The 23,176-nt window shown below is 68.7% G+C and carries 23 protein-coding genes and 1 tRNA gene; 21 read left to right on the top strand and 3 right to left on the bottom strand.

What is annotated here, in order from left to right; genetic code table 11:
- Positions 1-35: 35 nt before the first annotated feature.
- Complete coding sequence (locus DPQ23_RS05155) at positions 36-779, top strand: alpha/beta fold hydrolase (RefSeq protein ID WP_112873635.1); 744 nt, start codon at positions 36-38, stop codon at positions 777-779.
- A gap of 123 nt (positions 780-902) precedes the next feature.
- Here the strand turns inward: DPQ23_RS05155 and phaZ are convergent, their stop codons facing one another.
- Complete coding sequence (gene phaZ / locus DPQ23_RS05150) at positions 903-2,231, bottom strand: polyhydroxyalkanoate depolymerase (RefSeq protein ID WP_112873634.1); 1,329 nt, start codon at positions 2,229-2,231, stop codon at positions 903-905.
- Positions 2,232-3,228: 997 nt separating this feature from the next.
- Here phaZ and DPQ23_RS05145 point away from each other — a divergent pair.
- The 17 genes from DPQ23_RS05145 (at position 3,229) to urtE (ending at position 18,508) form a co-directional block, all read left to right on the top strand.
- Entirely contained in the window at positions 3,229-5,010 is a 1,782-nt protein-coding gene (locus DPQ23_RS05145; RefSeq protein ID WP_240602497.1) for a PHA/PHB synthase family protein, read from the top strand.
- A 138-nt stretch (positions 5,011-5,148) separates the two neighbouring features.
- Complete coding sequence (locus DPQ23_RS05140; protein WP_112873632.1) at positions 5,149-5,616, top strand: Phasin; 468 nt, start codon at positions 5,149-5,151, stop codon at positions 5,614-5,616.
- Between the two features lie 134 nt (positions 5,617-5,750).
- The gene (phaR, locus tag DPQ23_RS05135; protein WP_112873843.1) at positions 5,751-6,404 is read left to right on the top strand and encodes a polyhydroxyalkanoate synthesis repressor PhaR; all 654 of its coding nucleotides are present in this window, start codon (positions 5,751-5,753) and stop codon (positions 6,402-6,404) included.
- A gap of 53 nt (positions 6,405-6,457) precedes the next feature.
- Positions 6,458-6,547, top strand: a tRNA-Ser gene (locus DPQ23_RS05130).
- Positions 6,548-6,920: 373 nt separating this feature from the next.
- Positions 6,921-7,724 (top strand): urease accessory protein UreD, encoded by an 804-nt coding sequence (locus DPQ23_RS05125; RefSeq protein ID WP_112873631.1) that lies wholly within the window; start codon positions 6,921-6,923, stop codon positions 7,722-7,724.
- Between the two features lie 9 nt (positions 7,725-7,733).
- On the top strand, positions 7,734-8,036 hold the full coding sequence (locus DPQ23_RS05120; protein ID WP_112873630.1) for an urease subunit gamma: 303 nt from the start codon (positions 7,734-7,736) through the stop codon (positions 8,034-8,036).
- 9 nt (positions 8,037-8,045) lie between these two features.
- A complete protein-coding gene (locus tag DPQ23_RS05115; protein ID WP_112873629.1) occupies positions 8,046-8,603 on the top strand; it encodes a HupE/UreJ family protein in 558 nt (185 codons plus the stop codon).
- Position 8,604: 1 nt separating this feature from the next.
- A complete protein-coding gene (locus DPQ23_RS05110) occupies positions 8,605-8,919 on the top strand; it encodes an urease subunit beta (protein ID WP_112873628.1) in 315 nt (104 codons plus the stop codon).
- On the top strand, positions 8,909-10,612 hold the full coding sequence (ureC, locus tag DPQ23_RS05105; protein ID WP_112873627.1) for an urease subunit alpha: 1,704 nt from the start codon (positions 8,909-8,911) through the stop codon (positions 10,610-10,612). The genes DPQ23_RS05110 and ureC overlap by 11 nt, the downstream gene beginning before the upstream one ends.
- A 7-nt stretch (positions 10,613-10,619) precedes the next feature.
- On the top strand, positions 10,620-11,084 hold the full coding sequence (locus tag DPQ23_RS05100) for an urease accessory protein UreE (protein WP_112873626.1): 465 nt from the start codon (positions 10,620-10,622) through the stop codon (positions 11,082-11,084).
- Positions 11,050-11,715, top strand: coding sequence for an urease accessory protein UreF (locus tag DPQ23_RS05095; RefSeq protein WP_112873625.1), 666 nt, complete (start codon positions 11,050-11,052; stop codon positions 11,713-11,715). The genes DPQ23_RS05100 and DPQ23_RS05095 overlap by 35 nt, the downstream gene beginning before the upstream one ends.
- On the top strand, positions 11,712-12,329 hold the full coding sequence (gene ureG / locus DPQ23_RS05090) for an urease accessory protein UreG (protein ID WP_112873624.1): 618 nt from the start codon (positions 11,712-11,714) through the stop codon (positions 12,327-12,329). Before DPQ23_RS05095 ends, ureG begins: the two co-directional genes overlap by 4 nt.
- Positions 12,330-12,605: 276 nt before the next feature.
- Positions 12,606-13,883 carry an urea ABC transporter substrate-binding protein gene (gene urtA, locus DPQ23_RS05085; protein WP_112873842.1) on the top strand — a complete coding sequence of 426 codons (1,278 nt, stop codon included), beginning with the start codon at positions 12,606-12,608 and terminating at the stop codon, positions 13,881-13,883.
- Positions 13,884-13,934: 51 nt separating this feature from the next.
- A complete protein-coding gene (gene urtB, locus DPQ23_RS05080) occupies positions 13,935-15,833 on the top strand; it encodes an urea ABC transporter permease subunit UrtB (RefSeq protein ID WP_112873623.1) in 1,899 nt (632 codons plus the stop codon).
- A 5-nt stretch (positions 15,834-15,838) separates the two neighbouring features.
- Positions 15,839-17,062 (top strand): urea ABC transporter permease subunit UrtC, encoded by a 1,224-nt coding sequence (gene urtC, locus DPQ23_RS05075; protein WP_112873622.1) that lies wholly within the window; start codon positions 15,839-15,841, stop codon positions 17,060-17,062.
- Positions 17,059-17,799 (top strand): urea ABC transporter ATP-binding protein UrtD, encoded by a 741-nt coding sequence (gene urtD, locus DPQ23_RS05070; protein WP_112873621.1) that lies wholly within the window; start codon positions 17,059-17,061, stop codon positions 17,797-17,799. Before urtC ends, urtD begins: the two co-directional genes overlap by 4 nt.
- Position 17,800: 1 nt before the next feature.
- Entirely contained in the window at positions 17,801-18,508 is a 708-nt protein-coding gene (gene urtE, locus DPQ23_RS05065; protein ID WP_112873620.1) for an urea ABC transporter ATP-binding subunit UrtE, read from the top strand.
- Positions 18,509-18,628: 120 nt separating this feature from the next.
- Here the strand turns inward: urtE and DPQ23_RS16050 are convergent, their stop codons facing one another.
- Both DPQ23_RS16050 and DPQ23_RS05055 read right to left on the bottom strand, forming a co-directional pair.
- The gene (locus tag DPQ23_RS16050; RefSeq protein WP_276310549.1) at positions 18,629-18,754 is read right to left on the bottom strand and encodes a hypothetical protein; all 126 of its coding nucleotides are present in this window, start codon (positions 18,752-18,754) and stop codon (positions 18,629-18,631) included.
- 238 nt (positions 18,755-18,992) lie between these two features.
- Positions 18,993-20,042, bottom strand: coding sequence for an NAD(P)-dependent alcohol dehydrogenase (locus tag DPQ23_RS05055; protein WP_112873619.1), 1,050 nt, complete (start codon positions 20,040-20,042; stop codon positions 18,993-18,995).
- A gap of 3 nt (positions 20,043-20,045) precedes the next feature.
- Here DPQ23_RS05055 and DPQ23_RS05050 point away from each other — a divergent pair, with 3 nt between their 5' ends.
- The 3 genes from DPQ23_RS05050 to kce are packed head-to-tail and all read left to right on the top strand — an operon-like array spanning position 20,046 to position 23,078.
- The gene (locus DPQ23_RS05050) at positions 20,046-21,206 is read left to right on the top strand and encodes an ATP-binding cassette domain-containing protein (protein WP_240602449.1); all 1,161 of its coding nucleotides are present in this window, start codon (positions 20,046-20,048) and stop codon (positions 21,204-21,206) included.
- A gap of 8 nt (positions 21,207-21,214) precedes the next feature.
- Positions 21,215-22,138: a 3-hydroxyacyl-CoA dehydrogenase gene (locus DPQ23_RS05045; protein WP_112873618.1), complete on the top strand. Its 924-nt coding sequence runs from the start codon at positions 21,215-21,217 to the stop codon at positions 22,136-22,138.
- A gap of 4 nt (positions 22,139-22,142) precedes the next feature.
- Positions 22,143-23,078 (top strand): 3,5-dioxohexanoate:acetyl-CoA acetone transferase, encoded by a 936-nt coding sequence (gene kce / locus DPQ23_RS05040; RefSeq protein ID WP_112873617.1) that lies wholly within the window; start codon positions 22,143-22,145, stop codon positions 23,076-23,078.
- The last annotated feature ends 98 nt before the right edge of the window (positions 23,079-23,176 follow it).

The following is a 23,176-nucleotide window of genomic DNA, read 5'->3' as shown; positions in this document are numbered from 1 at the left end:
GATAGTTCGGCAAGGAAGACATCAGGAGAGACGCGATGATCCATGTCACAGCGGGCGGGCGCAGGCTGGGGTACGATCGGCTGGACGGGCACGCGCCGGGCGTGGTGTTCCTGCACGGGTTCCGGTCCGACCGGCAGGGGACCAAGGCGCTGGACTTGCAGGACTGGTGCCGCGCCACGGGGCGCGCGATGCTGCGGTTCGACCTGTCGGGACATGGCGAGTCTGCGGGCGCGGTCGAGGACTTCGGCATCGCGGACTGGCTGGAGGACGCCCGCGACGCGATCGACGCGCTGGCACCGGGGCCGCAGGTCCTGGTCGGATCGTCGCTGGGGGGGTGGCTGGCGCTGCTGCTGGGGCGCGCGTCGCCGGACCGTTGGGCGGGGCTGGTGACGATCGCCGCCGCGCCGGATTTCACGACCCGGATGGAACAGGGCTTCACGCCAGAGGATCGGGCCGCGATGGCAGGGCAGGGGGCCGTGACCCGGCCCAGCGCGTACGGGTCGGATTACGTCTTTTCGCGCCGGCTGTTCGACCAGGGCGCGCAGAACCGGGTGTTCGCCGACCCGCTGCCCCTGCCCATGCCGGTCCGGTTCCTGCAGGGAACGGCGGACGCCGAGGTGCCGATGTCCGACGCGCTGGCGCTGCTGGACCACGCGACCGGGACCGACATCCGGCTGACGCTGGTCAAGAACGCTGACCACCGCTTTTCGGGCCCTGCTGAACTGGCGCTGATCCGCGCCACGGTGGCCGAGGTCTGCGAGACCACTGCACCCGGCTGACGACCGGCAGGCCCCGCAGCGGCCGGGCTGACCGGCCGCGCGCGAACAGGGGCGCGCCGTGGCAGACCCGCGGCGCAAAGGCGACGAACCCGACCGCAGGGGCAGGGCGCGCCGCCGGCTGGGTCAGACCGCGATCTTGGCGTCGTCGTCGGGGCCCAGCGGGGTCGTGTCGCCGACCACCTGCCCGCCGCGCTTGCGCTTGGGCCGCAGCGCGAGGTCGGTGCCCGAATGCTCGTCCATGAAGTCCAGCACCAGCGGGCGGATGTTCAGCCGCCAGCTTTTCCCGGCGAAGATGCCGTAGTGGCCCGCGCCCGGTTCAAGATGCTGCGCCTTCTTGCTGTCGGGCACGCCGGTGCACAGCGCCAGGGCCGCGACGCATTGACCGGGGGCCGAGATGTCGTCGTTCGCGCCCTCGACCGTCATCACGGCCACGTCGCGGATCTTGCCCATGTCCACCGGTACGCCGTTCACCGTGAACCTGTTCTGCGCGACCTGCAGATCCTTGAAGATCCGCTCGACCGTGGAGAGATAGAACTCGGCCGTCATGTCCATGACAGCCAGATATTCGTCATAGAACTGGTTGTGCTTGTCGCCCTCGGACGCCTGGCCGCGTGCCTCGGCCACGATCTTGTCCAGAAACGCCTTGGTGTGGGTGTCGGCGTTCATGGCGATGAACGAAGACAGCTGCGCCAGACCGGGATAGACCATCCGGCCAGCGCCGCGATACTTGAACCCGACCTGCTGGATCACCAGGTGCTCCAGCTCGCCCATGGTGACGCGGTTGCCGAAATCGGTCACTTCGGTCGCGGCGGCGTCCGGGTCGATGGGTCCGCCGATCAGGGTCAGCGTGCGCGGCTGTGCCGAGGGGTCCTGTTCGGCCAGCATGGCGGTCGCCGCCAATGCCAAGGGCGCAGGCTGGCACACCGCGATCACGTGCAGGTCCGGCCCGAGATAGCGCATGAAGTCGGCCAGATAGGCGACGTAATCCTCGATGTCGAACTTGCCCTGGCTGACCGGAATATCACGGGCGTTGTGCCAGTCCGTCACCCACACGTCGCAGTCCTGCAGCAAGGATGTGACCGTGGACCTCAGCAGGGTGGCATAATGGCCCGACATCGGCGCGACCAGCAGGACACGGCGCGCCATCGGCTCTCGGCGTGCGACGCGGAAATGGACCAGGTCGCCGAACGGCCGTCTGACCGCCGGTTCGACATAGACCAGATGGTCCTGTCCCTCGACCCCCGGCACGGGCGGAATCTCCCAGTCGGGCTTGATGACCATGCGCGCAAAGCTGCGCTCGGTGACGCGGCCCCACGCGCTCATTATCTTGAACATCGGGTGGGGGATCAGCGCGAAGACCGGATAGGACGCCATGGCCCGGGCCGTGGCGCCCATCCATTCATTCGTGTTCCGCAGCGTTTCCATCGCGTCGTAGGACACGATTCCACGCAAACCTTTGTATGCCATCAATGGGTATCCTGTGAGTGCTGCGACCGCACATCGGCTTTACGATGGTAGCAAGGCACGCCTATTATGGGCGCCAGAGTAAGGAGGATTTTCGGCAATGGCAAGAAAACCTGACGACAACGGTTCGTCGATGGACGACGTAACGGCAGGGGCAGTCGGGGCCGCTTCACTCGCAGACCTGCGTACAAGCACAGCAATTCCGGCCGAGAGCGTTACTTTGGCCACAGGCGAGCGTGGCCAGGATGTCACATCTGTTGTTTCTGAGCACGGGGCGGACCGTGCAGGCGGAACCTCTGTCAAGGCCGCGCCAGGCCCTGACCAGACGCCTTCGGTTGCGTCCGTGACAGCCAAGGACGACGGCGGAGACGATTCGCGCCCGGCAGCGCAGGCCGATTCTTCAGCCGTGGCGCCGGCAGGACCCCCGGGGGAGGAGGAGCCGGCACCGCATCAGTCTGCCCAGGGAGAGGCTGCTCCGGCAGCGTCCCCGCCCGAGCCTGAACACGCTGAACAACAGGGGTCGGACGCGCAGACTGTCCATGCAACCGACGAATCCCCCGACGAGCTGTCGCAGCCGGCTCTTGCGACCGTAGACGAGGGCGGCGAATCCGCCGGTCTTGCAGGTGAAACGGGCACCGAGGCCGAGGGCAACGAAACGGAACCGGACCACGGCGAACGTCAGGCCGGGGCGCGGGACGAGACGCACGGCGCCCGCCCCCACGGCGCCGCGGCGCGGGCCTCGGCGGCGCGCGGCACCGTGGCGCGGGCGCGCACCAAGGACAGGGCCGACGATCCCCGCACGGGTGTCCGCAAGCCGCCGAAGCCCCCGGCCCCCAAGGTCGCGGCTGACGCGGCCGCCAGCGCGGCCGAGCCCGCTGCCGCCCACGCCAGCGGGGCCGAGGAATCTCTCGCACAGGGGGCAGGGCACCAGTCCCATGCACCCGCCGAGGGCGTCGAACTGGCCGCCGGGGGCGAGTCCGCGTCCCTGCGGCTGGACGAGGCCAATCCGCTGACAGGCCCGCTGCTGCCCGCCCGGCTGGCCGAGAACATCGAGCGAATCGAGGTGCTGGGCCAGCGGCTGGTCCGTGCGCTGGCGCAGCGCACGCCGACCTCGCCCCAGGTCGAGGCGCCGGGTCCCGATCTTTACGCATCGGCGATGCAGGCCTGGTTCAAGCTCGCGTCCGAGCAGCCGGCCCGGATCATCGGACACCAGGTACGCTTCTGGGGTGATACGCTGCGCCACGTGGCCCAGGCACAGCATGCGTTCGCGAAGGGCTTTTCCGCGCCCCCCGACGACGGCCCCGAGGACCGACGCTTTGCCAACCCGCTGTGGCGGACCAACCCATTCTACAGCTTCGTGCGGCGCCAGTACCTGATCAACGCCGAGGCGCTGCGCAAGGCGATCGCGGACCTCGAGATCGAGGCCGCCGTCGATCGCCGCCGGATCGACTGGTTCACCCGCCAGATCATCGACATGCTGTCGCCCACGAACTTTCTGGCGACCAACCCGGACGCGCTGGAAAAGGCCATCCAGACCGAGGGCGAAAGCCTGGTCAAGGGACTGGAGAACCTTGTCGCCGACGTCGAGGCAGGCGGCGGGCAGCTTGTCGTGTCGCTGGCCGACCGCAACGCCTTTCGCGTCGGCGAGAACATCGGCACCACCCCCGGCGATGTCGTCTATCGCACGCCGCTGTTCGAGCTGATCCAGTATCGGCCCACGACCGAGCAGGTCCACAAGGTCCCGCTTGTGATGTTCCCGCCGTGGATCAACAAGTTCTACATCCTCGACCTGAAGCCCGAGAACAGCCTGCTGCGCTGGCTGGTGGGGCAGGGGCATACCCTGTTCGTGGTGTCCTGGAAGAACCCCGACGAACATTATGCCGATGTCGGGCTGGAAGACTATGTCGCGGCCTATCTCGAGGTCATCGACAAGGTCCTGGAACTCACCGGCGAGCCGCGGCTGAACGCCATCGGCTATTGCATCGCGGGCACGACACTGGCGATGACGCTGTCGGTGATGAAGCAGCGCGGCGATGACCGGGTGGCCTCAGCCTCATTCTTCACCGCGCTCACCGATTTCTCGGACCAGGGCGAGTTCACCACCTTCCTGCAGGATGATTTCGTCAGCGGAATCGAGGAGGAAGTGGCGCGGCGGGGCTATCTCTCGGCCAAGCTGATGCAGCGCACCTTCAGCTTTCTCCGGGCCAACGACCTTGTCTGGGGTCCGGCCATCCGCAGCTACATGCTGGGCGAGTCGCCGCCCGCCTTTGACCTGCTGTTCTGGAACGGCGACGGCACGAACCTGCCGGCGCGCATGGTCACCGAGTACCTGCGGGGCCTGTGCCAGCGCAATGCGCTGGCCACGACCGGCTATCCGGTGCTGGACGTCGTGGCGCAGCTGCGCGACGTGACCGTCCCGTTGTGCGCCATCGCGTGCGAGGGCGACCACATCGCCCCCTGGAAACACAGCTGGACCGGGATTGCGCAGATGGAATCGCCCGAGCGTACCTTCATCCTGAGCGAGTCGGGCCATATCGCCGGTATCATCAACCCGCCGGGAAAGGTGAAATACGGGCACTATATCTCGGACGCAGGGTTCGGCGGCACGCCGGACGACTGGCGGAAAAAGGCCGAGCATCACCAGGGCAGCTGGTGGCCCCGCTGGGGCGCATGGCTGGCCGAGAGGGCCGGGGATAAGGTGGCGGCGCGCCAGCCCCGGGACTCGCTGGGCGCCGCGCCGGGCAGCTATGTCCATGAAACCGTCTAGCGCGCTCCGGCGCGCCAGACTGCGAAAATGCTGCACTGCAGCATAAGCCTCTTGCAATGCTGCGTTGCAGCACATATAACTATCACACTGGACAATGGACGAGGCAGCCCGTCGCTGCTTTCGCTGAGGAGACGACCGATGGCCAAGACCCCCGACTTCACCAAGACCTTCCAAGACATGATGCAGAAGATGCCCGTCGACACCTCGTCGATGTCCGAAGCGTTCAAGTCGCAGACCGCTCTGGGCGAGCGCATGACCCGCGTCGCGCTGGACGCCGCCGAGCGTTCGACCGAGATCTCGGCAGCCTGGGCCAAGGACACGCTGGCCCGCATGGGCGAGCTGGCCACCAAGAAAGAGCAGCCCGCCGACTACGCCAAGGCGATGAGCGATTTCGCCTCGGCCGCCGCCGAACTGGCCGCCGAGCACATGGCGGCCTATGCCGAAGTCGCCAAGAAGGTGCAGATGGACACCGTCGATCTGCTGATGAGCGCGGGCAAGGAAGCCGGCGCCGACATGCAGCGCATGGCTGAAAAGACCACGCGCGACGTGCAGGACGCCGCCCGCCAGGCGACCGACGCGACCAAGAACATCGTCAACAAGGTCTGATTGCCCCACGGCAATCGCCGGTCGCGCTGACCGGCATCACGACAGACCCCGCGGCCACACGGCCGCGGGGTTTTCGTTTGCTTTTCGCGTGCAGGGGTTCCAGTATGCTGCACATGCAACACGCCCGACCCGCCATGTCTGCAGATCGCCCCGCCCCGCCCCTGCTGATCAAGCGATACGCCAGTCGGCGGCTGTATAACACCGAAAGCAGCGACTACGTGACGCTGGAGGAGATCGCCCGCGTCATCCGCGAAGGGCGCGAGGTTCGGATCGTCGATCTGAAATCCGGTGACGATCTGACGCGGCAATACCTGCTGCAGATCATCGCCGAGCACGAGAGCCGCGGCGAAAACGTCCTGCCGATCGATGTGCTGACCGACCTCGTGCGCAGCTATACGGCGCAGGCCCAGTCGGTTGTTCCCCAGTTTCTTGCCGCCAGCTTCGAGATGCTGCGCGATGGCCAGTCCAAGATGCTGGAGCAGTTTTCAACCCTGCAACACCCCATCGCCTCGATGCCCGGCTTTGCCGAGATGCAGCGTCAACAGCAGAAGTTCCTGCGCGCGATGATGGCAGGCTGGCCTGTGGCCTCCAGCGGCCCCCAGCGCGAGGACGACGGAGCCGGCGAGGGGGCTCAACCTGCCCCCCCTGTGCCTGCAGCGCGCCCGGCGGCGCCCGGGGACACTGCCGCCAGCCCCGCCGCGGATCAGCGGACAGCGCCGGACGAGACGTCGATGGACGACATCCGCCGCCAACTGTCCGAGTTGCAGGCCCGCATCGCCCGCCTGTAACCAGGCAGTCACCCTTGCGCCCCCCGCGCCTGCGCGCTAAACGCCCCCCACACGGACGGTTGGCCGAGTGGTCGAAGGCGCACGCCTGGAAAGTGTGTAGGCGGGGAACCGTCTCGAGGGTTCGAATCCCTCACCGTCCGCCACTACCTTTGTTCATCTCCCTGATCTTGTTGAACTTGTCTTGTCGCCAGCGCGGGGGGGCAGCATCCGGCCACGCAAGGTGCGGGCAGCGGCGTGGAGCAACTGCCTTGTGGAAGGTGGAGATCCGTAGGCCCCGCACTTTGCCGAGCGCATCTTCCGCCGGCTCGACGGCTTCGGCTTCTACGGCTTTCCCGAAAGCCATGCGGCGAGCTTCGCGCTGATCGCCTAATGCCGGCAGGCGCGGCTATTCTCCCGTGGCCCTTGTTTCGGGCTTCATGCACATAAATCGACCATCCTGTCTGTTCGGCCTGATTTCTGCCGCTGCATCGGCGGGCATGGGCTGCAGTTTCCGCGTTCCCCTGCCAGCAAGAAGGCATGTTCGACGCCATCCCCCTTCAGCGCAGCCACGGCGCGGCGCATGTCTCGCTGGATGGCGGGCGGCTGACCGAGTTGCGGCAGTCAGGCTCGGGCAAGGCGATTCTGCCGCGCACCCACGCGGCTGTGCCAGAGATCGTGTTCCTGAACACCTCGGGCGGGCTGACGGCCGGGGACCGGCTGGACTATTCGCTGTGGCTGGGCGCGGGAATGCGCGCGCGGGCGACGACGCAGACCGCCGAGCGGGCCTATCGCGCCGAAGGGGGCTGCGCGCGCGCCACCGTGACGCTGCAACTGGGGCGCGGGGCCGATCTTGCCTGGCTGCCGCAGGAGACGATCCTGTTCGACGGCTCTGCGCTGCGGCGGCAGACGCGGGTGGAGATGGCGGATGACGGGCGATTCCTTGGCATCGAAACCGTCGTTCTGGGCCGGGCGGCCATGGGCGAAACCGTGGTGCGGCTTGCGCTGGAGGACACGCGAACGGTGCGGCGCGGCGGCAAGCTGCTGCTGGTCGATCCGTTCCGGCTGGACGATGCGGCGTTGGCCCGCACCGGCGGCGCGGCCCTGCTGGGGGGCGCGAGGGCCTTCTCGACGCTGATCCTTGCCGGGCCAGGCACCGCCGCCGCACTGGAGGCCCTGCGCGCGGAACTGGACGAACCTGGCGTGCAGGGCGCGGCATCAGCCCTCGACGACCTGTTGGTGCTGCGCTGCCTTGCCGCTGACGCCTGGCCGCTGCGGCGGCAGATGGTGAGGCTGATGTCGCGCCTGGACCCCGGCGGCGTTCCGCGCTGCTGGCAGATGTGAGGGCATCCGATGAACCTGACCCCCCGTGAACGCGACAAGCTGCTGGTGTCACTCGCCGCAATGGTGGCGCGCGGACGGCTGGCCCGTGGCGTCAGGCTGAACCACCCCGAGGCGGTGGCGCTGATCACCGACTTCGTCGTCGAGGGCGCCCGCGACGGCCGCAGCGTCGCCGACCTGATGGAGGCCGGCGCCCATGTCATCCGCGTCCAGGACTGCATGGAGGGCATCCCCGCGATGATCGACACCGTGCAGGTCGAGGCGACCTTTCCCGACGGGACCAAGCTCGTCACCGTCCACCATCCCATCCGATAGGAGACCTCGATGAAGCGGCTTCTTTCCTTGGCCCTGTTCCTTGCGCTGCCGGGTGCCGCTCTGGCCCATCCGGGCCAGGACCACGGCAGTTTTGGGGGCGGCTTCGCCCATCCGCTGGGCGGGGCCGACCACGTGTTGGCGATGGTGGCGCTGGGGCTGCTGGCCGCGCAGGCGGGGGGTCGGGCGTTGTGGCTGCTGCCGGCCGCCTTCGTTGGTGCCATGCTTGCGGGCTTCGCGGCAGGCCGGGCCGGGGTTCCCTTCAGCGGGGTCGAGCCGGTGATCCTCGCCTCGGTGATCGTGCTGGGGGCGCTGGTCGCGGTGGCGGTGCGGATGCCGCTGGGCGCAATGGCGGCGATGGCGGCCGTCTTCGGCCAGGCCCACGGCTGGGCGCACGGGGCAGAGGGGCCGGCGCAGGGGCTGCTGTCCTATGCCTTCGGCTTGGCGATGGCGACGGCGCTGCTGCATGGCGCGGGCATCCTCGCCGGACGTGCCGCCGCGCGGCCCGTGCTGAGGGCAGCGGGCGGCATGACGGCGTTGTCGGGCCTCGCGCTGGTCGTGGTGGGCTGACATGATCCCCGGAGAGATCATTCCCGCCCCCGGCTCGGTCACCCTGAACGAGGACCGCCCCGCGATCACCCTGATGGTCGCCAATACCGGCGACCGCCCGGTGCAGGTCGGCAGTCACTACCACTTTGCCGAGGTGAACGCCGGCCTCGCCCTCGACCGCGAAGCGGCGCGGGGCATGCGCCTGGACATCCCTGCCGGCACCGCCGCCCGCTTCGAGCCGGGCCAGCGGCGCGAGGTGCGGCTGGTGCCCTTCGGCGGCGCGCGCGAGGTCTGGGGCTTCAACGGCCATGTCATGGGGGTTCTGGATGCCGGTTGAGATGTCCCGCGCGGCTTACGCCGACATGTTCGGTCCGACGACCGGCGACCGCGTGCGTCTTGGCGACACCGCGCTGGTGATCGAGGTCGAGCGCGACCTGACCCTCTATGGCGAGGAGGTGAAGTTCGGCGGCGGCAAGGTCATCCGCGACGGCATGGGCCAGTCGCAGCGGACCCGCGCGGCGGGCGCGATGGACACCGTCATCACCAATGCGCTGATCCTGGACTGGACGGGCATCACCAAGGCGGACGTGGGGCTGCGCGACGGCCGGATTGCCGCCATCGGCAAGGCGGGCAACCCCGATGTGCAGCCGGGCGTGACCATCGTGATCGGACCGGGGACCGAGATCATCGCGGGCGAGGGCCGCATCCTTACGGCGGGCGGCATCGACTGCCACATCCACTTCATCTGCCCGCAGCAGGTCGACGACGCGCTGCATTCCGGCGTCACCACCATGATCGGCGGCGGCACCGGCCCCGCGCACGGAACGCTGGCCACCACCTGCACGCCGGGGCCGTGGCATATCCGGCGGATGCTGGAGGCCGCCGACAGCCTGCCCGTGAACATCGGGCTGGCGGGCAAGGGCAACGCCAGCCGCCCCGAGGCGCTGGTCGAACAGATCCGCGCCGGGGCCTGCTGCCTGAAGCTGCACGAGGACTGGGGCACGACCCCCGCCGCCATCGACTGCTGCCTGACCGTGGCCGAGGCCGAGGACGTGCAGGTGATGATCCACACCGACACGCTGAACGAATCCGGCTTTGTCGAAAACACGCTGGCCGCCATCGCCGGCCGCACGATCCACGCCTATCACACCGAGGGCGCAGGCGGTGGCCACGCCCCGGACATCATGAGCGTGGTCGGGTCGGCGAACGTGATCCCGTCGTCCACCAACCCGACGCGGCCCTATACCCGCAACACGATCGAGGAGCACCTCGACATGCTGATGGTGTGCCACCACCTCGACCGGTCGATCCCCGAGGACGTGGCCTTCGCCGAAAGCCGCATCCGGCGCGAGACGATCGCGGCCGAGGACATCCTGCACGACCTGGGCGCCTTCAGCATCATTTCCTCGGACAGCCAGGCGATGGGCCGGGTGGGCGAGGTCATCACGCGGACATGGCAGACCGCCCACAAGATGCGCGTCCAGCGCGGGCGCATGGAGGGCGAGGCGGGCGAGAACGACAACCTGCGCGCCCGCCGCTATGTTGCGAAATACACGATCAACCCCGCCGTGGCGCATGGCATCTCGGCCCATGTGGGCAGCGTCGAGGTCGGCAAGCGCGCCGACCTGGTGCTGTGGCACCCGGCCTTTTTCGGGGCCAAGCCCGAGATGGTGCTGGTCGGCGGCCAGATCGCCATGGCGCAGATGGGCGACCCGAATGCCTCGATCCCCACGCCGCAGCCGATGTATTCGCGGCCCATGTTCGGTGCGCTGGGGCGGGCGCGGCACGCCGCCTCGGTCAGCTTCGTAAGCCACGCGGGGCTGGAGGCGGGCTGCTGCGACGGCCTTGGCAAGCAGGCGGTGGCCGTCGCCGGGACGCGCGGCATCGGCAAGGCCGACATGCGGCTGAACGACGCGAGGCCGGTGATCGAGGTCGATCCCGAGACCTACGAGGTCCGCGCCGACGGCCAGCTTGTGACCTGCGAACCGGCGACCGAGCTGCCGCTGGCCCAGCGCTATTTCCTGTTCTGAGGGCTCCATGAACATTTCCGCGACACCCGACCTCGGCATCGCCGATGCGGTCCTGGAACCCGGCCACGGGCGGCCCTGCGCGGGCCGCGTCGTGCTGGACTACGAGGCGCGCTGCCTGCGCCGCAAGCGGCTGGTCACGGCCGAGGGCGCCAGTTTCATGGTGGACCTGCCGCAGACGATCAGCCTTGCGCCGGGCGCCGCCTTTGCGCTGCGGAACGGCCGCGCCGTGGCAGTGGTCGAGGCGCTCGAGCCCGTCCTACGGATCGAGGGCGACCTGCCCATGCTTGCCTGGCACATCGGCAACCGCCACTGCCCCTGCGAGATCGCCGCCGCCCACCTTGTGATCCGCACCGACCCGGTGCTGGAGGCGATGCTGCTGCAACTCGGCGCCAAGGTGACGCGCAGCCTTGCGTCCTTTCGGCCGCTGGGTGGGGCCTATGGGCACGGGCGGACCTTTGGACACAGCCACTGAAACGGGCGCCCTGCTGCTGGTGCAGCTTCTGTCCCCGGCCTTTCCGACCGGGGCCTTCGCCTATGCGCAGGGGCTGGAATGGGCGATGGACAGCGGCGCGGTGCAGGACGCGGCCTCGCTGGCCCAGTGGCTGCGCGACGTGCTGGACCATGGCAGCGGCTGGTCGGACGCGGTGCTGCTGGCGATGTCCCTGCGGCAGGGGGCGGATCACGCGGCGCTGAACGACCTTGCCCGCGCGCTGTGCCTGACGGCCGAGCGGCTGACCGAGACGCTGGAGCAGGGCGCTGCCTTCGCGCGGACCGCCGCCTTGCTGACCGGGACCGATGCGCGCCCCGTTGCCCTGCCGGTGGCGGTGGGGCGGGCCTGCGCGGCTCTGGGTCAACCGCCCGCGCAAGTCATCGGGCTTTACCTGCACGGGCAGGCGCTGAACCTGGTGCAGGCCGCCGTGCGATTCCTGCCCTTAGGCCAGTCCGAAGGCCAGCGCCTGCTGGCCACTCTCTCGCCGGCGATCCTCCGGCTGGCGGCGCGCGCGGCAACCGCGACCGAGGACGACCTTGGCACCTGCGCCATCGGCGCCGAGATCGCCCAGGCACGACATGAAACCATGCAGACGAGGATCTTCAGGACATGATGAACGGCCCCCTTCGCGTCGGCATCGGCGGCCCCGTGGGCGCCGGCAAGACCACACTGACGGAAAAGCTGGCGGCGGCGCTGGCCCCGCGCCTGTCGATGGCGGTCGTCACCAACGACATCTACACCCGCGAGGATGCCGAGGCGCTGATGCGCGCGCAGGTCCTGCCGTCGGACCGCATCCGCGGCGTGGAAACCGGCGGCTGCCCCCATACGGCCATCCGCGAGGACGCCAGCATCAACCTGGCCGCCATCGCGGATCTGAACGCGGCCTTTCCCGACCTCGACCTGATCCTGATCGAGTCGGGGGGCGACAACCTCGCCGCGACCTTTTCGCCGGAACTGGCGGACCTGACGATCTATGTCATCGACACTGCGGCCGGGCAGGACATCCCGCGCAAGAAGGGGCCCGGGCTGGCGCGGTCGGACCTGCTGGTGGTGAACAAGACCGACCTCGCGCCGCACGTGGGCGTGGACCCGGTGCTGCTGGAATCCGACGCCCGCGCGGCGCGGGGAACGCGGCCGGTCGTGATGGCGTCCCTGCGCGCCGGGCACGGCGTGGATGAGGTCGCCGATTTCATCGTCCGCGAGGGCGGCCTGAGCCTGCGGGCCTGAGCCCCCGCCCAAATCGCGGGCAGGAAACCATGCAACTGCCACAGGTTTCGCCAGATGCGCGTCGCCCGGGCGGGAACCGGCAGCCGCGCGTTGCCGCAAGTCCGACCCCCTGATTTGCTGCAACTGCGAACGGCCAACAGGCCGGAAGTGTGCGGGCAGCGTCTGGACCACAAGGACGACCGCACGGGTGCAACCATGATGCCGCCAAGGCTTGCGACTGCCCGCGTCCTTCAGGGAGGCGGCGGGATGCCTGCGGCCCTGAAGGGGAAACAGAAGATGAGGGCAAGGACGATCCTTTGCGGCGCGGGGCTGACGCTCGCGCTGTCGGGCGCGGCATGTGCGCAGGAGGACACGATCAGGATCGGCGTGCTGCATTCGCTGTCCGGCACCATGGCGATCTCGGAAACCACGCTCAAGGACACGGTGCTGATGCTGGTGGACCAGCAGAACGCCAAGGGCGGCGTTCTGGGCAGGAAGATCGAGGCGGTGGTGGTGGACCCCGCATCGGACTGGCCGCTGTTTGCCGAAAAGGCGCGCGAGCTGATCTCGGTCCAGGGGGTGGACGCGATCTTCGGCTGCTGGACCTCGGTCAGCCGCAAGTCGGTCCTGCCGGTGGTCGAGGAGCTGAACGGCTTGCTGTTCTACCCCGTGCAATACGAGGGCGAGGAATCCTCGAGGAACGTCATCTACACGGGCGCCGCGCCGAACCAGCAGGCCATCCCGGCGGTGGACTACATGATGAACGAACTGGGCGTGGAGTCATGGGCGCTGCTGGGCACCGACTATGTCTATCCGCGCACGACGAACACGATCCTCGAGGCCTATCTGAAGGGCAAGGGCGTCGGACAGGCGGACATCTTCGTCAACTACACACCCTTCGGCCATTCGGACTGGTCGAAGATCGTGGCCGACGTGGCGGCGCTGGGCAAGGAGGGCAAGAAGGTCGGCGTGGTCTCGACCATCAACGGCGACGCCAACGTGGGCTTCTACAAGGAACTCGGCGCGGCAGGGATCTCGGCCGACGACATCCCGGTGATGGCCTTCTCGGTCGGCGAGGAGGAGCTGTCGGGCCTCGATACGGCGAACCTCGTCGGGCATCTGGCCGCCTGGAACTATTTCCAGACCGCCGAGTCCCCCGCGAACGAAACCTTTGTCGCGGAATGGACGGCGCGCATGGGCGAGGACCGCGTGACCAACGACCCGATGGAGGCCACGATGCTGGGCTTCAACCTGTGGGTCCAGGCGGTCGAGAAGGCGGGGTCCACCGAAACCGACGCGGTGCTGGCAGCCATCGGTGGGCTTGAGGTGCCGAACCTGACCGGCGGCACGGCCAGGGTCCTGCCGAACCACCACCTGACCAAGCCCGTGCTGATCGGCGAGATCCGCGAGGACGGCCAGTTCGACATCGTCAGCCAGACCGAGCCGGTCGCGGGCGACGCCTGGACCGATCACCTGCCCGAATCCGCCGTCCTGGACGCCGACTGGCCGGGCAAGGACTGCGGGATGTGGAACACGCAGACCAACAGCTGCGTGCAGAGGCAGTCGAACTACTGACCACCGGGGCGGCGCGATGCCGCCCCCTTTTCCCGGCCCTCGGGGGGGACCATGCGCCATCTTCTTCTTTCCCTACTGATGCTGCTGGCCGCGCCCGCCTGTGCGCAGGACCTTGCCCAGGTGCTGGACGCCAACCGCGCGCAGATCGAGCAGCCCTCGCGCCAGACCATCGCCCCGGTGATCGAGGCGCTGGCCGCCGCAGGCCCGCAGGCCGGGGCCGTGCTGGAGGCCTGGGCCGACCGCCGCCTGGGCCTTGCGGACGGGCGCTTCGTGATCGTTCAGGGCGACGAAGCGGTCGATGCCGTCACGGGCGCCGCCGTTCGGGGCGAGGTGCGGGTGCTGAGACCCAACTCGGGCGTGCGCGGGATTATTGGCGCGGCGCTGGTGCAGTTCCAGCTGAGCGACCCCGATCCGTCCCGCCGCGCCGCGGCGCTGGATGCCATCGCGCGCCGGTCGGATGAAACGCACCTCGCCGCCCTGCGGGCCGCAGGCAACGACCCCGATCCGGCGCTCGCCGTCCGCAAGGCGCGGCTCGAGCGGCTGCTGACCATCCGCTTCGATCCCGACCCGCAGGCCCGCGTCGACGCCATCGAGGCGTTTTCCGGCGACACCGGCGCCGACCTGCAGGCGGTGCTGAACCCGCTGCTGGCGACGACCCGCATCGCCGCGCCGACGATCCCCGGCCAGGCCAATGTCGCGGCGGAACTGATCCCGGGCGACGACATCCCACAGGATGAGGCCTATCGGCTGTTGGTCGAAGCCGGCCTTGCCCCGGCCCGGCTTGCCCCCGACGCGCAGAAGCAGGCCCTGAGCGCGCATATCGTGGAGGGCACGGTGGGCGGCGTGCCGGTCGCGGAACTGTCGGACCCGGCCCGGCGCGATACCGCTTACGATGCGCTGGCAGAGGTCGGGCTGGTTCCGCCCGCCGCCACCGCCGCCGAGGCCGAGGCGGCGCTGTCCGGCCACCGCTTTGCCGACATCTATGCCGAACCGAACGCCCAGATCACCGACGCCGCGCGCCGCGCGCTGAACGCGATGGCGCTGCGGCAGGGCGCGCAGCAAACCGCCGACCTGGCGCTGGACGCGCTGTCGCTGGCGTCGATCTATTTCCTCGCCGCCATCGGTCTTGCCATCACCTTCGGCGTCATGGGCGTCATCAACATGGCGCATGGCGAGTTCATCATGATGGGCGCCTATACCGGTTATGTCGTCCAGACGCTGATCGCGGGGCGCACCCTGTCGCTGATCGTGGCGCTGCCGGCCGCCTTCATCGTGACCTTTCTGGCAGGCGTGGTGCTGTATCGGCTGGTCATCCGCCATCTTGTGAAACGCCCGCTGGAAACGCTGCTGGCGACCTTCGGCCTGTCCATCGCCCTGCAGCAGATCGCCAAGAACATCTTCGGGACGCAGGCCCGCCCCCTGACCGCGCCCGCCTGGCTGGAAGGCTCGGTCGGCTTCGGAGAGATCGTGTCGATCTCGACCATCCGGGTGGCGATCTTCGTCCTGGCGCTGATGTTTCTGGGCCTGTTCCTGTGGATCATGAATCGCACCCGGCTGGGGCTGGAGGTCCGCGCCGTCACCCAGAACCCCGGCATGGCGGCCAGCATGGGCATCAACCCCGACCGGATCGCCATGCTGACCTTTGGCCTGGGTTCCGGCATCGCCGGGATCGCGGGGGTGGCGATCGGGCTTTTCGCCAAGGTCACGTCCGAACTGGGCAGCGACTACATCGTGCAAAGCTTCATGACGGTCGTCGTGGGCGGCGTCGGCAACATCTGGGGCACGCTCGCGGGTGCGGCGCTGATCGGCGGGTTGCAGAAGGGCATCGAGGTCATCAACCCGGCCAACACCCTGGCCGCGCAGACCTGGATGATCCTGCTCATCATCATCTTCATCCAGTTCCGGCCCCGCGGCATCATGCCGACACGCGGCCGCGCGGCGGAGGCCTGATTCCCATGCTGATCCGCAAGCATCCCTCGGTGCTGGTCTTCCTCGCCCTGCTGGCGGTCTTCACCCTGGCCGTGACGCTGATGTCCGAGGCCTATGGCTCGGGCGTCGTCCCCACCTCGACCGTCAAGACGCTGGGCAAGACGCTGTGCCTCGCCCTTGCGGCGGTGGCGATGGATCTCGTCTGGGGCTATGCGGGCATCCTGTCGCTGGGCCACATGGCCTTTTTCGCCCTTGGCGGCTACATGATCGGGATGTGGCTGATGTATGCCCGCACGGGCGAGATCGTCGCGGCCACGCTCGCCAGTTCTCCTGTCCCGCCCACGGCCGAGGAACTGCGCCAGGGGATCACCGGCCAGATCTTCGGCGTCGTGGGGTCCACCGACCTGCCGCTGACCTGGAGCATTGCGGGCAGCCTGCCGATGCAGTTGCTGCTGGTGCTGGCGGTGCCGGGGCTTTTGGCCTTCCTGTTCGGCTGGCTGGCCTTTCGCAGCCGGGTGAATGGCGTTTACCTGTCCATCCTGACGCAGGCGATGACGCTGGCGCTGTCGCTGTGGCTGTTTCAGAACGACAACGGTTTTCGCGGCAACAACGGGCTGTCGGGGCTGCAGAACATCCCAGGGCTGAGCCACGTGCCGCAGTCGGTGATCTCGATCTGGTTCCTCTGGGCCTCGGCCCTGCTGCTGGCCGGGGGCTATCTGCTGGCCACATGGCTGACCGCCGGCAAGTTCGGCAGCGTCATCCGCGCGATCCGCGACGACGAGACGCGGGTGCGCTTCCTGGGCTATCCCGTCGAAGGCTACAAGCTGACCGTCTTCACCATCAGCGCCATGATCTGCGCGGCGGCGGGGGCGCTGTATTACCCGCAGGCCGGGATCATCAACCCGGCAGAACTCGCGCCCATCGCCTCGGTCTACCTGGCCGTCTGGGTCGCGATCGGAGGGCGCGGTCGCCTGTATGGCGCGGTGATCGGCGCGGTGGTCGTGTCGCTGCTGTCGAGCTGGTTCACCGGCGGCCGCGCGCCTGCGCTGGATCTCGGGTTCTATCGCATCGACTGGGTGAACTGGTGGCAGGTGCTGCTGGGCCTCGGCTTCGTCGCGGTGACATTGTTTGCGCCGCGCGGTCTGTCATCGCTGGTGGATGCGCTGGCCGGGCTGCGCCCGCCACGCCGCAGGGGCGCCGACCTTGGCCCCGATGCCGGCGCCCTGCGCGAAAAGGAGGCCGAGGCATGACCGCCCTTCTGGAAGTATCCGGCGTGTCCAAGTCCTTCGACGGGTTCAAGGCGATCAACGGCCTGTCCTTCAGCATCGGCCCGGCGGAACTGCGCGCCGTGATCGGTCCGAACGGGGCGGGCAAGACGACCTTCATGGACATCGTCACCGGCAAGACCCGTCCCGACCGGGGACAGGTGCTGTGGGGCGAAAGGTCCCGATCGCTGCTGAAGCTGTCCGAGGCGCAGATCGCCCGCGCGGGCATCGGCCGCAAGTTCCAGCGCCCCACCGTCTTCGAGGACCAGTCCGTCGCCGACAATCTGACCATGGCGCTGAAGGCCTTGCGCGGCCCCTTCGCCGTGCTGTGCTGGAAGCCCTCGGCCGCCAGCGCGGCACGGGTGGCGGAACTGGCCGGGGATGTGGGCCTTGCCGAGCGTCTGGCGCACAAGGCGGGGGAACTCAGCCACGGGCAGAAGCAGTGGCTGGAGATCGGGATGCTGCTCGCGCAGGAGCCGCGCCTGCTGCTGGTGGACGAGCCCGCCGCCGGCATGACCCTGGCCGAGCGGGAACAGACCACGACCCTGCTGCGCCGGCTGGCCGAGACGCGGGCCGTGGTGGTGGTCGAACACGACATGGACTTCGTGCGGCGGCTGAACTGCAAGGTGACGGTGCTGCACCAGGGGTCGGTTCTGGCCGAGGGCTCGCTGGACCATGTGTCGGCCAATCCCGAGGTGATCGACGTGTATCTGGGGCGCTGAGATGATCGAGGCCGAGAACATCACCCTGCATTACGGCGGCTCGCAGATCCTGCACGGCGTGTCGATCAGCGCCGCGCCGGGCAAGATCGCCTGCGTCATGGGCAACAACGGCGCGGGCAAGACCTCGCTGATGAACGTGCTGGCCGGGCGCCATCCCCGTTCGGGCGGCGAGCTGCGCCTGATGGGCGAGCGGTTGGGGCGCGTGTCCGCGCAAGAGATGGCGCGGCGCGGCGTCGCTTACGTCCCGCAGGGCCGCGCGATCTTCCCGATGCTGACGGTGCGCGAGAACCTGGAAACCGGCCTTTGCTGCCTGCCGCGCGGGTCACGCCGCATCCCCGACGAGATCCATGACAGCTTCCCCGTTCTGGCCCAGATGGCGCAGCGGCGCGGCGGCGACCTGTCGGGCGGCCAGCAGCAGCAGTTGGCCATCGCCCGCGCGCTGGTGATCCGGCCCAGGGTGCTGCTGATGGACGAGCCGACCGAGGGGATTCAGCCCAACATCATCGCCCAGATCGGCCGCGTGATCGCCGCGCTGCGGGACACGGGCGGGATAGCGATCGTGCTGGTGGAGCAATACTTCGACTTTGCCTGGGACCTCGGCGATCGCTTCGCTCTGATGGAGCGGGGACAAGTCGTCCTTGGCGGCCCGCGCGCCCGGGTGCAGCGTGGCGACCTGCACCGGAGGCTGGCGGGGCTGGCGACCGTCTGAAGCGGCCGCCCAGCCGCCGTTTCCCTCATGCAGATGGCCTGTGTTCCGCCGCCCACAGTGATGCGGTCACGGATGCGGGGGTTCATGTCCTCGAAAGAGGACCGCGGCAGAATGCCGGCTTCAACCCCGGACCGCGCCCGACACCGTCTCCCTCCAGGTCACGGCTGTTCCGTCGATGGCGTCCCGGATGGCGCCGGTGCGGATCACCTGCACCGGGCCGACCACGCGCTGGACGGCCGAGATCACGTTCAGGGACCGGCCCTCAGGGAGGGTGTGCCGGGCCGTGCGCGCGCCCGGCTCGACGGTGACAGGGGGGCCGGCGGTCCGGCTGGGGGCCTTGGCGGCGAACAGCGGACTGGTGCGGACGGTGCCTGTGAACCGGTCGGCGGGGCCGGCAGCCGAGGGGCTTTCACCCGGCGCGGATGATCTTCGTGGGTGCGTTCTTCTGTGGCGAAGGGGCGGCGAGGCCGCCGCCCGTCCCGTCTCAGTTGGCCATCGTCGCGATATCCATGACGAAGCGATACTTCACGTCGCCCGCCAGCATCCGCTCATAGGCGGCGTCGATCTGGTCGGCGCGGATCATCTCGATGTCGGCGGTGATGCCGTGGCGGGCGCAGAAATCCAGCATCTCCTGCGTCTCGGGGATGCCCCCGATCATCGATCCCGCCAAGCTGCGGCGGCGCATGATCAGGTTGAACACGTTGGGCGAGGGATGCGGCGTCGCCGGCGCGCCGACCAGCGCCATGGTGCCGTCGCGCTTGAGCAGCGCCAGGAACGCGTCCAGGTCATGCGGGGCTGCGACCGTGTTCAGGATGAAGTCGAAGCTTTGCGCGTGCGCCGCCATCTCCTCGGCATTGCGCGACACGACCACCTCGTCCGCGCCCAGCCCCTTGGCATCCCGGGTCTTGTCGGGCGAGGTGGTGAAGGCCACCACATGCGCGCCCATGGCATGCGCCAGCTTCAGCCCCATGTGGCCAAGGCCCCCGATGCCGACGACGCCGACCTTCTTGCCCGGCCCCGCGCCCCAGTGCCGCAGCGGCGAATAGGTCGTGATCCCGGCGCAGAGCAGCGGAGCCACGGCGGCCAGCTCCTCCTCAGGGTGGGTGATCTTCAGCACATAGCGCTCATGCACCACGATCTGCTGCGAGTAGCCGCCGAGCGTGTGGCCTGGCGCGTCGTTAGTCGGGCCATTGTAGGTGCCGACCATCCCGTCGCAGTAGTTCTCCAGTCCTTCCTCGCAGTCGGCGCAGTGCTGGCAGCTGTCCACGATGCAGCCCACGCCGACCAGGTCGCCGACCTTGTGGGCAGTGACATGGCCGCCCACGGCGGCGACGCGGCCCACGATCTCGTGGCCCGGCACGCAGGGATAGATCGTGCCCGCCCATTCGCTGCGGACCTGGTGCAGGTCCGAATGGCAGATGCCGCAATAGATGATCTGGATCTGCACGTCATGGGGACCCGGCTGGCGGCGGGTGATCGCCATCTTTTCCAGCGGACGGTCGGCGGCAGGGGCGCCATAGGCGAGAACGGGCATGGGATGATCCTTCGTGGTTGGTTCGCAAATGATGGTGGGTGTCGGCCGAAATCCATCCCTTTTCTTGGGCTCCGGCAAGCACGACCCACAGCGGGAACTCGCCCCGCGCCGAAAGAGGTCCCGTGCCGCCGGCTGCTGGACCTGGGGCTGGCGCTTGCCACCAAGCCGCGCATCCTGCTGGCGGACGAGCCGCTGGCCGGGTTGTCGGTCGCGGAACGCGAGCGGGTAGGCAACCTCATCAAGCAGGTGTCCCGCGATCTGCCCGTGCTGCTGGTCGAACATGACATCGATCGGGTCTTCACCCTGGCCGACCACGTGACCGTGATGAACGAAGGCAAGGTGCTGCTCGATGGCGATGTCGAGGCGGCGCGCACCTCGGACCGGGTGCAGGAAATCTATATCGGCTCGGGCACATCGGCCGTCGCCGCGACGGCGCATCGCGGACAGATGTCGGAGGAAACGCTCTGCGCGCTGGACGCGGTCAACGTCCATTACGGCAAAAGCCACATCCTTCATGATGTCGGCTTCGACATCCGCAAGGGCGAGATCCTCGCGCTGCTGGGCCGCAACGGGGCGGGGAAATCGACGCTGCTCAAGGCGATGATCGGGATCGCGCCGGTCAGTTCCGGCACGATCACGCTGGGCGGGCAGACTATCTCTGGCCTGCCCCCGGCGGCGATCGCGCCGGCAGGCGTGGGTTACGTCCCGCAGGGCAGGGGGCTGTTCGCCGGCATGACCGTGCGCGACAACCTCGAACTCGGCCGCATCCGCCGCCGCACCGGCAACGGCACGCATTGGAGCGACGAGGAGATCCTGGAATATTTCCCGCGCCTCGCCGAGCGGATGGACACCGAGGCCGACCGCCTGTCGGGGGGCGAGCAGCAGATGGCTGCCGTGGCGCGTGCCTTGTCGGGCGACACCCGCATCCTGCTGCTGGACGAGCGGTTCGAGGGTCTGGCCCCCGCCATCGTGGAACAGCTTTTCCGCACCTTCGACCGGCTGCGGGACCGGCTGTCCATCGTGATCGTGGATCACAATCTGGACCTTGCGCTGGCCCTGTCCGACCGCACAGTGGCGCTGGAACGCGGCCGGGTGTTTCATGAAGGGCCGTCGCGGGCGCTGGCCGAGGATCTTGAACTGCGCCGCAAGGTGCTGTGGCTGTGAGGAGCGCAATGGAGAAGAAGGACGTCATCGGCATCGTCGGCGCCGGGCTGATCGGGCGGGCATGGGCCTGTGTCTTTGCGCGGGCGGGCCATCCCGTGCAGCTCTGGGACCCCCAGCCGACCCTGCGCGCGGCGATGCCCGAACTGCTGCGGGAGATGCTGAAGGAGGCGGGGAACGACCCCGCGAGCGCCGACCGGGTGATGCCATGCGAGACGCTGGAGGACGCGCTGCGCGGAGCAGTGCTGGTGCAGGAAAGCTGCCCCGAAATCCTCGACATCAAGCGCGAGCTGTTCACACGCATGGACAAGGCCGCCGCGCCGCAGACGATCCTCGCCTCGTCCTCCTCGGCGTTGATGGCGTCCGAGTTCTCGGCAGGTCTGGCCGGCGCGCGGCGCTGCCTCGTCGCCCATCCCGTGAACCCGCCGCATGTGATTCCGGTCGTGGAACTCTGCCCCTCGGCCGAGACCGACCGCGAGGTCCTGTCCCGCGCCGAGGCGATCTATGCCGGCGCGGGGCAGGTGCCCGTGCTGCTCGACCGCGAGATCCCCGGTTTCGTGCTGAACCGCCTTCAGGCGGTGCTGCTGGCGGAAGCGCTGCGGCTGGTCGGCGAGGGCGTCTGTTCCGTGCAGGGCCTTGACGACACCATCCGTCACGGCCTGGGGCGGCGCTGGGCGCTGATGGGGCCGCTGGAGACGATCTCGCTCAACGCGCCGGCTGGCCTTCACGACTATATCCGCCGCTATGGTCCGACGATGGGCCGGCTTGCCGACGATGGCGCGGGGGCCGAGGCGTTCTCGGACCGGGCGGCCGATATCGTGGACGCGGCCTTCCCCCATTCCGGCCCGGACTCGGTTCGCGCCCGCGCCGCCTGGCGGGACCGCGAACTTGCCGCGCTGGACCACCATCTGCGCTCCCGCAACGTCAAGGACTGACATCATGGCCAAACCGCCCCGCAAGACGATCATCACCTGCGCCGTGACCGGCGCCATCCATACGCCCTCGATGTCGCCGCATCTGCCCGTCACGGCCTCGGAAATCGCCGAGGCCGCCATCGGGGCCGCCGAGGCGGGGGCCGCCATCGTCCACCTGCACGCCCGCAACCCCGAAGACGGCAGCCCCGACCAGTCGCCCGAGGCCTTCCTGCCCTTTCTTCAGGTCATCAAGCAACGCTCGAACGTGGTGGTGAACCTGACCACCGGCGGCGCCCCCACCATGACCATCGAAGAGCGGATGAAGCCCGCCGCCACCTACCGGCCCGAGGTCGCGTCGATGAACATGGGCACGATGAACTTCGGCCTGTTCCCGATGCTCGACCGCTTTCAGGGCAAGCTGAAGCACGACTGGGAAAGGACCTATCTCGGCAACCGCGACATCGTCTTCCGCAACACCTTCGGCGACCTGGAAAAGGTGATGACGGACCTTGGCGCGAACGGCACCCGGTTCGAATTCGAGTGCTACGACACCTCGCATCTGTATAACCTCAAGTACTTCTACGATCGGGGCATCGTCAGGGGGCCGCTGTTCATCCAGACCGTGTTCGGCCTGATGGGCGGGATCGGGGCGCATCCCGAGGATGTCATGCACATGAAGCGCACGGCCGACCGGCTGTTCGGCGACGACTATCGCTGGTCAGTCTTGGGGGCGGGCAGGAACCAGCTGCCCATCGCGGCAATGTCGGCGGCGATGGGCGGCCATGTCCGCGTGGGGCTGGAGGATTCGCTCTGGGCCGGCCCGGGCAAGCTGGCGGAAACCAACGCCCAGCAGGTCCGTCTGGCGCGCCAGATCATCGAGGGGCTGGGGCTGGAGATCGCGACCCCTGACGAGGCCCGCGAGATCCTGACGCTGAAGGGGACCGACGATCTGGGGTTCTGATCGGCCTTGACCCACCCGCCAAAAGGGACCGTGGCGATGGCGCAGCCGGGCCCTGCCTTGAAGGCAGGGCCTTCGCCTACCTTCCCGACACCATCTCG

The sequence above is a fragment of the Paracoccus endophyticus genome (assembly GCF_003286075.1).
GTDB lineage: Bacteria > Pseudomonadota > Alphaproteobacteria > Rhodobacterales > Rhodobacteraceae > Paracoccus > Paracoccus endophyticus.
The sequence above is the reverse complement of the archived record's forward strand: the minus strand, read 5'-3'. Positions and strand labels throughout refer to the sequence as shown.